Below are 14,307 nucleotides of genomic sequence, written 5' to 3'. Positions count from 1 at the left end.
AGGATTAAGCGGGAGAAATCGACGGTGGCAGCATGCGATGATCGACTGCCACGGCGTTCCTGGCCGCAGAGAAAATTCCGGTTTGAAACCACGCAAAGGGACAGCGCTCTCGTGCCCTTTGCGTTTGCAGCGATCCTTGTCCGAGCTTAGATGCCCAGGCAGAGGTATTTGATTTCCAGGTAATCTTCGATGCCGTACTTGGAGCCTTCACGGCCCAGGCCCGAAGCCTTGATGCCGCCGAATGGCGCGACTTCGTTGGAGATCAGCCCGGTGTTGACGCCGACCATGCCGTATTCCAGCGCTTCAGCGACACGGAACACACGACCGAGGTCACGAGCGTAGAAGTACGAAGCCAGACCGAACTCGGTGTCGTTGGACATCGCGATCACTTCGGCCTCGTCTTTGAAGCGGAACAGCGGCGCCAGTGGACCGAAGGTTTCTTCCTTGGCCACGGCGGCATTTTTCGGCACGTTGGTGAGGATGGTCGGCTCGAAGAAGTTGCCTTCCATCGCCTTGCCGCCAGCCAGCACGGTGGCGCCTTTGGCTACGGCGTCAGCGATGTGCTCTTGCACCTTGGCCACGGCTTTTTCGTCGATCAGCGGGCCAGTGGTGGTGCCGTCTTCCAGACCGTTACCGATCTTCAGTTTGGCCACGGCCACTTTCAGCTTCTCGGCGAACGCGTCGTAGACCGAATCCTGAATGTACAGACGGTTGGCGCAGACGCAGGTCTGGCCGTTGTTGCGGTACTTGGAAATGATCGCGCCTTCGACGGCCTTATCCAGATCCGCGTCGTCGAACACGATGAACGGCGCGTTGCCGCCCAGTTCCAGCGAGACTTTCTTGATGTCCTTGGCACATTCCGACATCAGTTGACGACCGATTTCGGTCGAACCGGTGAAGGACAGTTTGCGCACGATCGGGTTGCTGGTCAGCTCGCTGCCGATGTCGCCGGCGCTGCCGGAAACGACACTGAACACGCCCGCAGGAATGCCCGCGCGCTGAGCCAGTTCGGCCAGTGCGAATGCGGAGAATGGAGTTTGCGAAGCAGGCTTGAGCACCATGGTGCAACCGGCGGCCAGTGCCGGGCCGGCTTTACGGGTGATCATCGCCGCCGGGAAGTTCCACGGGGTGATCGCCGCGGTCACGCCGATTGGCTGCTTGATCACGATCAGGCGCTTGTCTGGCTGGTGACCCGGAATCACGTCACCGTAGATGCGCTTGGCTTCTTCGGCGAACCACTCGATAAACGAAGCGGCGTAAACGATTTCGCCCTTGGCTTCGGCCAGCGGCTTGCCCTGCTCGAGGGTCATCAGGCGCGCGAGGTCGTCCTGGTTCTCGATCATCAGTTCGAACCAGCGACGCAGCTTGCCGGCACGTTCTTTGGCGGTCAGTGCACGCCAGGCCGGCAGCGCTTTGTCTGCGGCTTCGATGGCACGGCGGGTTTCGGCGGCGCCCATTTTTGGTACGGTACCGAGGATTTCGCCGGTGGCCGGGTTATTGACCTTGATCGTCTGACCGTTGTCCGCATCGACCCAAGCGCCATCAATGAAGGCTTGCTGGCGGAACAACAGGGTGTCTTTAAGCTGCATGTCGGCTTTCCTTAACAGCACCGCGGCCTGCGCGGAGCAAATTATGATTGTAGAAAGGCGCCTCGCAAGGCTGCCGTCAGGGAAATCAGTGACCGGGTGTGGCGCATCAACAGTGCACGATTCGAAACACCGGCGCTTCAACGCCCGGTCAACGAGCGTTTGAAATCTCAAACGGATCGTAGGATCAAAGGGGTTAAAGGACAATAGGTCGTTCGAAAAAAAGAACAAAAACGGCGTGTTTGTGGAATTTTTCAGATCAACGAGCCAAAGGTCCCGCCGCAGGAAAACCTTAGATCAACCCTGCCAAAGCGCCAAGCGAGGGTTTTGCAGGACGTTACAGCTTTATGGAATGCAGCGCTTTCAGCCGACACGCGCACTGACAATACCTGCTCAAACCCAGCATGGACGCCCCGAGCCGACCTAGGTATGATGTCGCCCGCTGCACCAGTAGCTCAGCTGGATAGAGTACTGCCCTCCGAAGGCAGGGGTCGTGGGTTCGAATCCCGCCTGGTGCACCATTGATTTAAACGAGAAAGCCCCGGACTGTGACGGTCCGGGGCTTTTTTGTGGAAAACGGTTTCAATTGAAGTTGAGCGTGTCAGTTATTCGGTTTTACCGAACAACTGGATAAAAGCCCGTTACTCCGTCGTCCAATCAAACTCGTCGTAATCATCGTCATCCTCTTCCTCCTCAACCTCCTCTTCGAAAACCTCGTCTTCATCAACGACATCTTCTTCCGGCTGATTCAGCAGAAACTCCTTACGCGTCTCGGTAATCGCTCGCCTCATCTCCTCGCCCTTCTCCGGGCAGTTGAGCAGTTGGGCGATGCGGTCAATTTTTGCTGCCACGTTGTCCTCCAGCGTATTGGCAATGCCCCGATAGTGCGCGTTTTTGCGGGGCAATGCCAAATGGCTGAGGGATCAGGCGGTCATTTTTTCTGCAACTGTTCCAGTCGGGCGTCGAGATCGGCGTTCGGGTAGCGTTTGTGCAGGTTGTTGAACAGGCTGTCGGCGGCTTGCGATTGGCCTGATTCGCGCAGGCGCAGGACTTCGCGCAGTTGTGCGTCGAGGCCGTTGGCCGGGGCGGCGGCGCGCTTACTGAATTTGGCTTCGTCGGCGCTGATGGCTTGATCTTGCATCGGCGCGGCCATTTCCATCATCGGCACAGGTGCCGGCATGGCGCCGGCCGGGGCAGACAATCGGTGCAGTTGCGCTGAGTCCGTTTCGGTCATGGGTATAGCAAGCTTGGGGGCTGGGGCGTAGTCGTACTGACGCAACGGTTCAGGCGCGCGCTGTACCAGTGACAACATCAATGCCACGCCAACGAGGCTGGCGAACGCGACTTGCCAGCGTGGTTTGCGGCATATACCCAGCCAGCGTTGCCACAGGCTTGGTTTCGGCGCAGGGGTTTGACGCTGCGCAGCGTTGAGGATGAACGCATCGAGATGCGCTGGCGGTTCGGCATTGTGCTGTTCACGCACATGCTTGATCAGCGGCTCTTCGGGTGTCTGGCGGGCGTCAGTCATGTCAGTACCTCCTCGGCCAGCAGCCGACGCAGTTTTTGCTGGGCGTAGCGCAAGCGGCTTTTGACGGTTTCCAGCGGTGTTTCGGTGAGGCTGGCGATTTGCGCCAGATCGAGATCGCCGTGGGCCCGCAGCAGGAACACTTCGCGCTGATCGACGGGCAAGCTTTGCAGGGCGTTTTCCAGGCGCTGGCTGTCACGGCTGAGGCTGAGCAGTTGTTCGGGATCATTCGCTTCATCGCTGACGGCATGTGCCTGCTCGTCGTAGCTGTCGTGCAGCGGTTGTCGGGCGCCGTGTTTACGCCAGTGATCGATCAGGCGATTGCGGGCGATCTGGAATAGCCATGTACGAAATGTCGCCCGACCTTGTGGCTGACTGCTGCTGCGGATCAGGCTCAGCCAGGCCTCCTGAAATACTTCGTCGGCCAGTTCCGGTTTGCCGCTCAAGCCGAGCAGAAACCGGTACAAGCCTTGGCGATGGCGGGCATACAAGATCTCGAACGCGGCACCGTCGCCCTCGCGATAACGCGCCAGCAGCGACTCATCGCTGCTGGCGGTTGAGCTGTCTGCCGAGGCAAACAGCTGACTGATGAAGCCTTTCAGACGACTCACTTATTCAATCCGTCGTTCAGTGGCCAGCGCGTTCGAAGCGCTCGAAGTGCGCAGACTTTGCGCCAATTCGACCAGTTGCACGAACTCGTTGCGCAGGCCAAAGCGGTCATCGCCGCGCGCGCCACGGGCCAGTGCTTCCGTATCTTTCAGACTGAAATCGCCGGTGTAACGACCGTCCTTGAGCTGCTGGGAGAACGCGGCGACGGCGGCGGAAAAACGCAGATCTTCGCTGGCGGTTGCGACCTGGTTGGCAATCGGCCGCTCGATCAGCAGACTTTTCCCACCTTCAGGCTGTTGATAACGCACACGCAGCATCGCCAATTCTCCGTTCTTCACGGTAACAACCGGCTCCGATTTACCGTAACGCAGTGGCTCCAACCAACCCTTCTCACCCGCCGGAACAATTTCGTACAGCGCGGTCACCGTGTGTCCTGCGCCGATTTCGCCGGCATCGACTTTGTCATTGCTGAAATCCTCACGTTTCAACGCACGGTTCTCGTAGCCGAGCAGGCGATATTCGCTGACTTGCGCCGGGTTGAACTCCACCTGCAGTTTGACGTTTTTCGCCACCACGGCGAGGGTCGAACTCAACTGATCCACTAACACTTTGCGCGCCTCGCGCAGGTTGTCGATGTAGGCGTAGTTACCGTCGCCGGCATCGGCCAGTTGTTCCATCAAGTGTTCATTGTAGTTATCTACACCAAAACCCAGCGTCGTCAGCGAAATCCCGCTTTTGCGTTTATCCACAGCCATTTGTTTGAGGCTGTCGAAGTCACTCACGCCGACATTGAAGTCACCATCGGTAGCCAGGAGGATGCGGTTGATGCCTTTGGGAATGAAAGCCTGCTGCGCCATTTGGTAAGCCAGTTCAATACCTGAAGCGCCGGCGGTCGAACCGCCCGCAGTCAATTGCTCAATGGCTGTACGAATTTTCGCTTTCTCCCGTCCGGAAGTAGGCTCCAGTACCACTCTCGATTCACCGGCATAGACCACCAACGAAACGCGATCCTGATCGCGCAACTGATCAACCAGCAATTTCAGCGTACTTTTCACCATTGGCAGGCCTTCGCGACGATCCATCGAGCCGGAGACATCGACCAGAAACACCAGATTGGCCGGGGCCAGTTCCGCCACAGCGCGGTCGGATGCCTTGATGCCGATACGCAGCAAGCGGGTGTGCGGGTTCCACGGTGAGGCCGCCAGTTCAGTGGTCACGCCAAACGGCGAGCCGTCGCTGGGCAGCGCGTAGTCATAGGGGAAGTAATTGACCATTTCCTCCAGCCGCACCGCGCCTTCTGGCGGCAGTCGACCTTGATTGAGCAAGCGGCGGACGTTGGCATAAGCGCCCGTGTCGACGTCGGCACTGAAAGTAGAAACCGGTGTCTCGGCGACGCTGTGTATCGGGTTATCGGCCAACGTCTGATACTGCTCGCGCTGCTCGTCGCGATAGACCTGTGGATAACTTTCACCCAACGGCATCGGCGCGCTGCCCGCATTGGGCATCTTGTACAGCGCGCGCTTGGCCATTGAGGTGTCAGCCATGACCGCTTCATGCTGAACCAGCACCTCAGGCTGCGCCGGCGCTGGCACAGCAGCGGAATCGGGTGTGGACGAAGCACCGCAACCGGCGAGCGCCAGCAGCACAGCAACCGCAACAGGACGCAAGAGAGGATGAGACATGGGGGCTGACCTCGGGATGAAATTGATCATTCATCCACTGAGACGGGCAGCCCTTTCAGTTCGGGTTAAACGCCGCTAAAAAAATTTCAGCGGTGATAACGCCGCACCGCACTGCTGTTACGCAGCACATGGCCTTTGATTTTTTCCATCAGCTCGGCACGAGTCAGACCGGCCGGCAAGGCATCCGGGGCCAGATCCAGCGCGTAAATCTGGATGATGTAGTGGTGCGCACTGTCGCCCACTGGCGGACACGGCCCCATGTAATGCGTGTTGCCCTTGCTGTTGGTGCCGCCGACACCTTCGAATGCGGATTTGGCGCCGACACCTGCCGCAATCTGCCGCGTGGTGGACTTGATGCCGTAGTGAATCCAGTGATCGACGCCCAGGCCTTTCTGGCCGTCCGGGTCGTGCATGACGATCGCGTAACTCTGGGTGCCGGCAGGACCTGCGTTCCAGCTCAGCGCTGGCGACTGGTTCTTGCCGCCACAACCGGCGGCATCGCTGGCCGCTGCCGAGGTAAACAGGCGGTTATCGGAAACACCCGGAATGCTCAGGGTGAAACGCTCCTGGGCCTGCGCTGGAAACTGCACGCAAAGGGTGACGGCAATGGCCGCCAGCCAGGGGTTGAGAGAGGTCAATCGGGTCATTCCGGGAGCACCTTGTGCAGTTGGGCCGTCGTCGGCCTGCAAACTATAGCCGTACCGTTCGTGCCGTGGCAGTGGCAAATGGCTGAACCTCGCCCTGCGGCGCAAACTCACAAGAGAAATGCCCGCGAGGAAGCCGATCATGTCCCTGCACCGTGTCGCCCGTATCGCCGATGTCCCTGAAGACCGTGGCCTGCAAGTTGAAATCGGCGAGTGCAAGATTGTGCTGTTGCGCGTCGGTGAGCAGCTACGCGCCTTTCAGGGCGAATGCCCACATGCCGGGGCGCCGCTGGCTGACGGTGCGTTGTGTCAGGGACGTCTGATCTGCCCGTGGCACAAGGCTGCGTTTCGCGCAGAAGACGGCGCACTATGTGAGCCGCCAGCGCTCGACAGCCTCAAGCGGTATCCACTGGAGCTGCGCGGCGATGACGTTTGGGTCGATGAACAACCGTTGCCCGATGCGCATACTCCTCCGGCGGATGATTCGCGTACGTTCGTGATTGTCGGCGCGGGCGCCGCTGGTACGGCATGTGCAGTGGCGCTGCGGGAAAAGGGGTTCGGTGGCCGCATCGTCATGATCGACCGCGAGACCGATGCCGGTTACGACCGCACGGTGCTGAGCAAATTTGTCCTCGCCGGGGACATGCCACCCGAGGAAGCGCCGCCGCTGCGAGATGAAACTTTCTATAAAGAGCAGCGCATCGAGCGACTGGAAAAACAAATCACCTCGCTGGATGCTGCAAACCAGACGTTGCATCTGAACGACGGTCAGTCCCTGCGTTATGACGCGGCCGTGCTCGCCACCGGCGGTGAACCCAATCCATTGGAATTGCCAGGCGCCGACCTGCCGCAGGTCTTCGTCCTGCGCTCAAAAGCCCAGGCAGAGCAAATAATGAATGCCGCCAAACCCGAGCAACGCGCGGTGATCATCGGCGACAGTTTCATCGCTCTCGAATGCGCCTCGGCCCTGCGCCAGTATGGCCTCGACGTAACAGTGCTGGCTCGCCACGCGACTCCCTTCGCTGCGCAATTCGGTGAAGCCGTGGGCAAGGCGATCCGCGCGCTGCACGAACAGAACGGGGTGAAATTCATCACCGAACACGAAGCCACCGAGATCATCGGCGACGACAAGGTAGAGGCCGTGCTGCTGGACAATGGCCTGCGGCTTTCTGCGGATCTGGTTCTGGCGGGGATCGGTGTGCACCCGGCCACCGAAGCTTTCGCGTCATTGCCGAGGGAAAAAGATCAGTCATTGCGCGTCGATGATGGCCTGCGTGTGAGCGAAAATCTGTGGGCCATCGGCGACATCGCCACGTTCCCGTTGAACGGCCAGTTACAACGCATCGAGCACTGGCGCCTGGCTCAACAACATGCGCGAATTGCTGCTGCCAATATGCTCGGTGGCGACGAACATTACCTCGACGTGCCGTTCTTCTGGACTTGGCATTTCGGCAAGAACTACGACTACCTCGGCCACGCTGAGCACTGGGATGAGGTGGAGTTTCTCGGCGAGCCTGAACATCCGCCATTTATTGGTCTGTTCGGTAGAAACGGTATGGTAGTTGCCGCCGTGGCTTGCGAGAAAGAAAGAGCGATGGCGTTACTCACCGAGCGCATGAAGCAACCGCTGCCGATGGAAGAGGCTTGGGAACTGATCCGCGATTAGCGGCCGATTGATCGTTCCCACGCTCCTGCGTGGGAATGCAGCCCGTTACGCTCCGCGTCACTGGACGCGGAGCGTCCCAAGAGGCATTCCCACGCAGAGCGTGGGAACGATCAATTAACGAAGCAAGGGCTCGCGATTGTCATCATCTTCAGCATGCAGAAAAATCACCCGCGGATGCTCCAGCGGTGCCAGCGGCGGTGGCAATTCCTCCTGTTTCACCGGCCAGAAATGCGTCACCACGTGACTGATATCGCCTTCCTGATCGTTGTGAATGGTCATCACCCCGGGCGTGCGCAGTTTCTGAAAGCGGTCATCGCAGAGTTTGAAACTCTTGCTCAACCCTTCATCGTCGATCACCGGCGAAGGCAACCGGCGTTGCGCGAAACTGCGACTCTTGCGCTGTTGATAACGTGCCCAGGAAATCAGAATCACCGCGTTGACCAAGGCAATCCAAAGATAAATCTGCAGGGTGCCCAGCGCGTCGAACGCAGATTTATCGATCAGCGGGCCGCCCGCGTGAGTTTCGACCAGCGGCCACAAGCCACGGATCAGCAGAAACAGCAGCCCCACCCACGCCACCACGGTAAGCACCACATCGACCACGACCAGAAAAGGCCGCTGGCGAGTCCGGATGATTTTCATTTGATGACCTCCTCTTCGTCGTCACCAATCGGCTTGATACCCCGGTCGGGACTGACCCAACGCGCACGTTTCTGATGTTGGCCGAACAGCACTTTCGGGAAGCTGACCAGCGTGGTCAGCAGACTGACAAACCAGAACGCGATCGGGTACCACACCACCCAGAACATGGTCTTGCCCAACCCCGGCTCATAGCGTCGGTCGATGACGATGCTGACCGCGAACTGCACCAGGCAGACAAACGCCAGCAGCAGTCCGGTGAACGCCGGTGGCATCAGGTGATCCACCGCAATAGCCTCTGGCATGACCACGAACTTGCCCACGCCCCAGAAAATCACCGACAACAGGAAAGTAAACGCCCAACCGGTCGACAGGCAGTATTCAAACAGCAGCGGCCACAGGTAACGATGACGGTACTGCCAGATGCCGCGAATGTTCTTGAACAGCACTTCGGCGCCACCCTGGGCCCAGCGCAGACGCTGCTTCCACAGGCCGCCGAGGGTTTCCGGCATGAGGATCCAGCACAGCGCGCGCGGCTCGTAGAAGATGCTCCAGTGATCGAGTTGCAGCTTCCAACTGATGTCGATGTCTTCGGTGATCATGTCCGGGCTCCAGTAGCCAACCCGGTTTAACGCCGTGCGGCGAAACGCGACGATCACCCCAGAGACCGTGAAGATCCGCCCGAACACCCGTTGCGTTCGTTTGATCAGACCGATAATCGACGAGAACTCGCCCACCTGAACCCGCCCGACCAGCGTCGAGCGCGTACGAATCCGTGGGTTGCCGGTCACCGCGCCAAGGCGTGCGTTATCCAGCATCGGCGCGACCAGATAGGCTGCCGTGTTCGGCGCCAGTAGCGCGTCACCGTCGATGCACACCAGATACTCACTGCGCGCCGCGATGGCGCCCATGCGCAATGCGACGGCTTTGCCCTGGTTTTCCGCCAGATGCAGCACGCGCAGACGAGGATCTTCCTTGGCCAGCGCGTCGAGCACTTCGGCAGTGTTGTCCTTGGAGCCGTCGTTGATCGCGATGACTTCGATGTTCGGGTAATGCTGGGCCAGCGCCGCGTGGATGGTGTCGGCGGCGTTGTCACCTTCGTTGTAGCAAGGGATCAGGATCGAGATCAGCGGCTCGCCTTCCAGTGGTGGCGGCAGGGTGTCGTCCTGCCACGGCCAGTGACGTTCCCAGTGCAGCCAGAAATACAGGCCACCGGAAATCCACAACCCGGACATGAACAGTGGGTAGAAGAACACGAAGTCCATCAGGAACTGCCCGGTGACAAGGAAGATCAGGCCCAGCGGCACGCCGAGGACGAGCGCCAGAACAAGCAGGGCTAACAGTCTATCCAGCATGTTATGGATTCCATTTATTGGAGAGCGCAGGCCTTACGGTTTTCAGGTCCGGCAGGTTGTCGAGGAAGTTGTCCGGGTAGTAACCGAAACTGGTCGCGCCCTGACGTTTGAGGCGACCCATCCAGTCCGCCAGATGCGCGCCATCGATGTCGGCCTGATCCTTCTTGGTCCAGTCCCGCGCCTGCAATTCGAACACCGTGCGATTCAGCGCGCCGGGGCGCTTTTTGACCGTGGCCACCAGCGCTTCCAGCCACGGGCCGGACTCTGCCTGGGTCTGCTTTTCCATCAGCGGCATGGCCATCGGCGCCGTCCAGTCGTAGGTCACGAGGAAGTCGTCGAGGTTCTGTGCGTACCAGGCTTCGCTCTCGGGGTTGAGCATCGGTTCGGCGAAGATGTTGCGTGCGGTCAGCACCTGCGGGCCGCGAATCGCACGGACTTTGGCGGTCAGCTCGTTGGTGAAGTCGATGAGGTATTGGCTCTTCAAGCGCGTCCAGCGCTGCATCGCTGCCGGATCGTCGCGCAATGCGGCAATCGAACCCGGCAAGCCGTGGGCAGCGTAGGCTTTCAAGGCTTCAGGGCCGGCATCTTCGAAATCCGACAGTACCGCGTCGTCGTGGTAAAGAATGCCGTTGACCGAGGTCAGGCGCGCCACGTCTTCGTAGATTTCACCGATGATCCGTCGCACTTCAGGATCGAACGGCGACAAGCGTTGGTACTGATCCGGATCCACCGAGGTGATGCCGGTTTGCGGGTCCCAACGGGTCACGCGCGGCAGTTTCGAGTCGAGACCAAAACTCAGCACCGGCATCCACGCGAAGACCTTCACGTTAGCGCGGGTACGCAGTTGCCAGGCGACGCGGTTAAAAATATCCGCACGCACCGGCAAGTGACGGTTGGGGAAGTACAGCGAATGCACCAGGCCATCGCCCTTGGGATCGGCGAAGGCTTGCAGGAACACCGTGTTGGCGCCCAAGTCAGCGATGCGCTGCACCAGTTTTCCGAGGTTGATGTCCTGCTGCGCCGGATCCGGGTCGTAAACGTTGTCCAGATCAACATGCACAACGCGCATGACGAAATCCGACTGCACGTCGACGATACTGTTGGCGAAACGCTCGCCGTCAGGATCCGAAGCGACAAGAAAGCGCGGGCTGCTCATCAGGTTGTCGAGGGCGTCGAGACCGTCTTCGAGGGTCAGGGCCATTTCGTAGCCCTCCTCGCCGACCACCGTCAGCGATGTGCCGTCCGCCGCGCCATACGGCCAGACCCAGACGCGTGGTTTCTTGCCGGTGACCTTGCGGATTTTTTCCGAGATGCTGTTCACGTCAGTGCGGATCCGCGCCTGGAAATCAGCCTCGGATTCATAGCGTCTGGTCACTGGGTCATAACGCCGGGTGGCCGCCGCAGGCTGCAGGTTGCCCTGCGGGTTGGCCAAAATACCTTTGTGATTGGCGTCGGTGTGAGCAGCGATTTCCACCAGCCCGGAGTGTGAGATTTCGCGAATCTGATCCCAGGTCAGAAAGTCGGAACGCGCACGCGGAGCACCGGCGAAATCCACTGGCTGATTGAGCGGCGTGTCGATCCAGCTGCCGACCGGCGCCAGCAGCGCGTGCCAGTTATAGGCACGCAGCACCGGTAGCACGCGAGTGTAGAAGCTCGAATAACCGTCGTCGAAACTGAGCAGAATCGCTTTCGCCGGCAGCTCCGGGCCGCCCTTGCGCGCAGCCATGATCTGGTCGACGGTGACCGGTTTGTAGCCGTTCTCGCGCAGCCAAGCGAGTTGCTCGATCAGGCGCTCGGTGCGCACCGCAACTACGGCCTGATCAGGATCGCGGTCTTCAACGTCGTGATAGGCAATGCCGAGCACGTGGTTTTTCGGCCAGGGTTTTTCGCTGGCCGCCAGCGGACGCTCGGACGGCGGCGCGAATGCCGGAGCTTGCTGGGCGCAGGCGCTGACCAGCAGCGCTCCCAGCAGAAGGATGAAACGCGAAATCAAAGGCATCTTCAAACTCTTCTAGAAGCGGAAAGTGAGGTCGACGAGCAGACGCAGATCGGTCTCCCGATCACCGTCGTAGGGCCGGTTGATCACACTGAGCAAACCGCCCACCTCGAACACGTCGTTCCAGGCATAGCGCTGGCCGTAACCGAGCAAAGCCATGCCGCCGGTGCCGTGCTCACGCTGGCTGTACGTCCCCGCGCCGGCCTGGAATTGTTGGCTCCAGGCCGTTTCGTAGCGGTGGTAGAGCACGTGATTGACGTTGACCAGCGGCATCACGCTGAAGTCGGATTTGGGGTTGAAGTACGGCACGTCATCGGACTTGGAGTTGTGGCTGGTGCCGACTTCCAGTCCCGCATCGACCTGCACGTTCGGCGCGCTGTAAACGCCCTCGCGGCCGGTGAGCAAGGCTTCGACGCGGTTGTTGCCGTCACTGAAGTGCGACGGGCTCACCGACAGGCGCCACTCGCGACTTTCATTGGCGCGCCAGCGAATGAAACCGCTGCCGCCGTTGGCCTTGATGTCACTGTTGAGCGCGCGCAGCGGGGTCTCTGCCGAGAGGTATTCAAGGCTGCCGCCGTACTGCCAGTGATCGTTGATGTCACGGGCGATCGCCAGCCGCGCACCCTGTTTGTCGCCGAAACCGTAATCGTGATTGGACACTTCGGCTTCAAGGGTCATGTCACGAGTGCGGCGTTCCAGGCCGACTCGCTGAAAGCGGTGGTGCCCGGTGCCTTCGGCGAAGTCGCCGGTGGCATAACCGACGCCGGCGAACACGCGCCAGTCTTCATCGATCGGCGGGCTGTACAGGGTGGTCTGGATGCCAAAATCGCGGCTGCCGCTGACGGCTCCGGCATCGCCACTGCCGCCACCATTGGCCTTGCCGCCGTAGGCTTCGACGCGCAGCTCGGACATGTCATGCACTTCGCGTTCGCGGGCCAGACGCTGCACCTGGCGGTTATCCGGATAACGTGCGACGACGTCGTCGGTCAGCGCATCCATTTGCCGCCATTCCTGCAATTCCATCGCGGTGTGGGCCTGGCCAATTTCCAGGCCCATGGCGCGTGGCACCATGCTCTCGGTTTCCTTGAGCTGCATTTCTGCGCGGCGCGGCCAGTTACGGGCCAGGTATAAATCGGCCTGAGCCAGACGCAAACCGACGTTACCCGGCGCCTGATCGACCAGCGTCTGCAAGCGCTCCTCGCCATGGGGCAAGTCAGCGCTGTAAGTGCCGGCCTGAGCGGCGAGTTGCTGGGCGTCCATCCATTCATCATTGGGGTTGCCGATCGGCAAGCCCTTGAGTTCGACACGCGGGCGCTGGGATTTGGCGGCGTCCTCGGCGACTTGGCGCGCCTCATCAGCGCGGTCGCTTTCCAGCAGCGAGTAGTACAGCGCAGTGGTGTCTACGAGTCGGTCGCCGACATCGGCATCCGGCGCCGCCAGCACTTGGCGATAGAGGTCGGTGGCGATTTCCGGCTGGCGTTGATCCAGATACGACGCCGCCACCCAGCGCAGTGCGTAGGTCGGAATCTTCACGCCTTCGGCTTGCAGCTTTTGGGATTCAGTGATGACGTCGGCGGTGCGCGCCCGGGCCTTGAGCGCGCCCATGCGGTCGATGCGCCAGCGAATCACGTCGTCGTGAGCGGTCGCGTCGGGTGTCCAGGTGGCGAGCAATTTGTCGTAGTCGGCCAGCGCGCGATCGGCGATGACGTAGCGTTCTTTTTCGCTGCGCGTAGCAAGTTCGGCGAGGCGCACGCGCTCGGCGGCCAGATCACCTTCGAGGCGACGCAACGTGACCGGATCGATCAGGCCCGGACGCTGATTGGCCAGACGCAGCGCTGGCTCCGGCAGACGCGCCTTTTGCAGGGCGATCACGTATTCACGGGCGACTTCCGGTTTGCTGCCGGAGCGTTTGAAGGCCTGATCGTATTCGAACAGGGCGTCGTAAGGTTTGTTGTCACGGGTCAGGGCGTAGCCCAAGGCGAGGCGGCGCGACGGATCATCAGGTTTGGCCGCCACCAGCGCTTTGGCGCGGCTCACCGCTTCGTCGGGTTTACCGGCGTCAGCCTGAGTCAGGGCCAGGCCCAGTTGCAGGTCGGCGTTATCCGGCTCCAACGCCAAAGCCTTGTTGTAGACCTGAGTCGCCTGATCCCAGCGCTTGAGGTTGCGGTAGGCGCGCGCAGTGGCGGTCAGCGCCTGAACCGGCAGGACGCGGTCGCGGCCCTGGGTTTCATAGACCTGCACCACTTCGGCGTCGAGTCCGGCCCAACTGGCGATCTGCAGGTGATCGCTGATCTGCCCGGTGGTCGACTGGCCGGGCGGCACCTGACGCAAAACCGTTAGCGCAGGTGTGGTTTGCCCGGCACGGGCGTCACGCACCATCTGATCATAGGGTGTGTCGGCAAACGCGAGCGCCGGCCAGAGCAACTGGCTGCACAGCGCGACTCGAAACAAAGGGCGTAAACCACGATGTAATACGGGAACATCAATCCGCGGCATTCGTCAGCATCCTTACATGGCCAGCCGGGTCGCAATGCCCTCCTTGCCCTTTCGTAACGGTGGCCGCCAATGCACATGCAACGGCCAAGCTTAGTCAGGCAGTTTTGCA

11 protein-coding genes and 1 tRNA gene are annotated in these 14,307 nt (G+C 60.5%); 2 read left to right on the top strand and 10 right to left on the bottom strand.

The genetic code is table 11. The features are described 5' to 3' along the window. Positions 1 to 146: 146 nt before the first annotated feature. Entirely contained in the window at positions 147 to 1,589 is a 1,443-nt protein-coding gene (gene gabD / locus AB4N44_RS18250; RefSeq protein WP_007917688.1) for an NADP-dependent succinate-semialdehyde dehydrogenase, read from the bottom strand. 441 nt (positions 1,590 to 2,030) lie between these two features. Between gabD and AB4N44_RS18245 the strand changes: the two genes are divergently transcribed. Further along, positions 2,031 to 2,107: transfer RNA gene (locus AB4N44_RS18245), tRNA-Arg, on the top strand. A 120-nt stretch (positions 2,108 to 2,227) separates the two neighbouring features. Here the strand turns inward: AB4N44_RS18245 and AB4N44_RS18240 are convergent. The 5 genes from AB4N44_RS18240 to AB4N44_RS18220 all read right to left on the bottom strand — a co-directional run bounded on the left by AB4N44_RS18240 (position 2,228) and on the right by AB4N44_RS18220 (position 6,049). Continuing rightward, on the bottom strand, positions 2,228 to 2,497 hold the full coding sequence (locus AB4N44_RS18240; protein ID WP_316917419.1) for a hypothetical protein: 270 nt from the start codon (positions 2,495 to 2,497) through the stop codon (positions 2,228 to 2,230). Positions 2,498 to 2,517: 20 nt separating this feature from the next. Further along, a complete protein-coding gene (locus tag AB4N44_RS18235) occupies positions 2,518 to 3,114 on the bottom strand; it encodes a hypothetical protein (RefSeq protein ID WP_460108142.1) in 597 nt (198 codons plus the stop codon). Continuing rightward, on the bottom strand, positions 3,111 to 3,692 hold the full coding sequence (locus tag AB4N44_RS18230) for an RNA polymerase sigma factor (protein WP_455806427.1): 582 nt from the start codon (positions 3,690 to 3,692) through the stop codon (positions 3,111 to 3,113). Before AB4N44_RS18230 ends, AB4N44_RS18235 begins: the two co-directional genes overlap by 4 nt. 30 nt (positions 3,693 to 3,722) lie before the next feature. Next, complete coding sequence (locus AB4N44_RS18225; protein WP_460108144.1) at positions 3,723 to 5,402, bottom strand: vWA domain-containing protein; 1,680 nt, start codon at positions 5,400 to 5,402, stop codon at positions 3,723 to 3,725. An 86-nt stretch (positions 5,403 to 5,488) separates the two neighbouring features. Then, entirely contained in the window at positions 5,489 to 6,049 is a 561-nt protein-coding gene (locus tag AB4N44_RS18220; protein WP_127925385.1) for a YbhB/YbcL family Raf kinase inhibitor-like protein, read from the bottom strand. A 139-nt stretch (positions 6,050 to 6,188) separates the two neighbouring features. Here AB4N44_RS18220 and AB4N44_RS18215 point away from each other — a divergent pair, with 139 nt between their 5' ends. Further along, positions 6,189 to 7,712 carry an FAD-dependent oxidoreductase gene (locus AB4N44_RS18215; protein ID WP_460108146.1) on the top strand — a complete coding sequence of 508 codons (1,524 nt, stop codon included), beginning with the start codon at positions 6,189 to 6,191 and terminating at the stop codon, positions 7,710 to 7,712. Between the two features lie 114 nt (positions 7,713 to 7,826). On the opposite strand, the gene pgaD is transcribed toward AB4N44_RS18215, so the two are convergent. From pgaD to pgaA, 4 genes are read right to left on the bottom strand one after another with little or no spacing between them, the layout of a single operon-like run. Further along, the gene (gene pgaD / locus AB4N44_RS18210) at positions 7,827 to 8,354 is read right to left on the bottom strand and encodes a poly-beta-1,6-N-acetyl-D-glucosamine biosynthesis protein PgaD (RefSeq protein WP_150750258.1); all 528 of its coding nucleotides are present in this window, start codon (positions 8,352 to 8,354) and stop codon (positions 7,827 to 7,829) included. Beyond that, positions 8,351 to 9,706, bottom strand: coding sequence for a poly-beta-1,6-N-acetyl-D-glucosamine synthase (gene pgaC / locus AB4N44_RS18205; protein ID WP_150750259.1), 1,356 nt, complete (start codon positions 9,704 to 9,706; stop codon positions 8,351 to 8,353). Before pgaC ends, pgaD begins: the two co-directional genes overlap by 4 nt. Position 9,707: 1 nt before the next feature. Then, positions 9,708 to 11,705 carry a poly-beta-1,6-N-acetyl-D-glucosamine N-deacetylase PgaB gene (gene pgaB, locus AB4N44_RS18200; RefSeq protein WP_460108150.1) on the bottom strand — a complete coding sequence of 666 codons (1,998 nt, stop codon included), beginning with the start codon at positions 11,703 to 11,705 and terminating at the stop codon, positions 9,708 to 9,710. A 12-nt stretch (positions 11,706 to 11,717) separates the two neighbouring features. Then, entirely contained in the window at positions 11,718 to 14,198 is a 2,481-nt protein-coding gene (pgaA, locus tag AB4N44_RS18195) for a poly-beta-1,6 N-acetyl-D-glucosamine export porin PgaA (RefSeq protein WP_460108153.1), read from the bottom strand. Positions 14,199 to 14,307 lie beyond the last annotated feature (109 nt).

This window comes from Pseudomonas sp. S3_C06 (assembly GCF_054667675.1).
The sequence above is the reverse complement of the archived record's forward strand: the minus strand, read 5'-3'. Positions and strand labels throughout refer to the sequence as shown.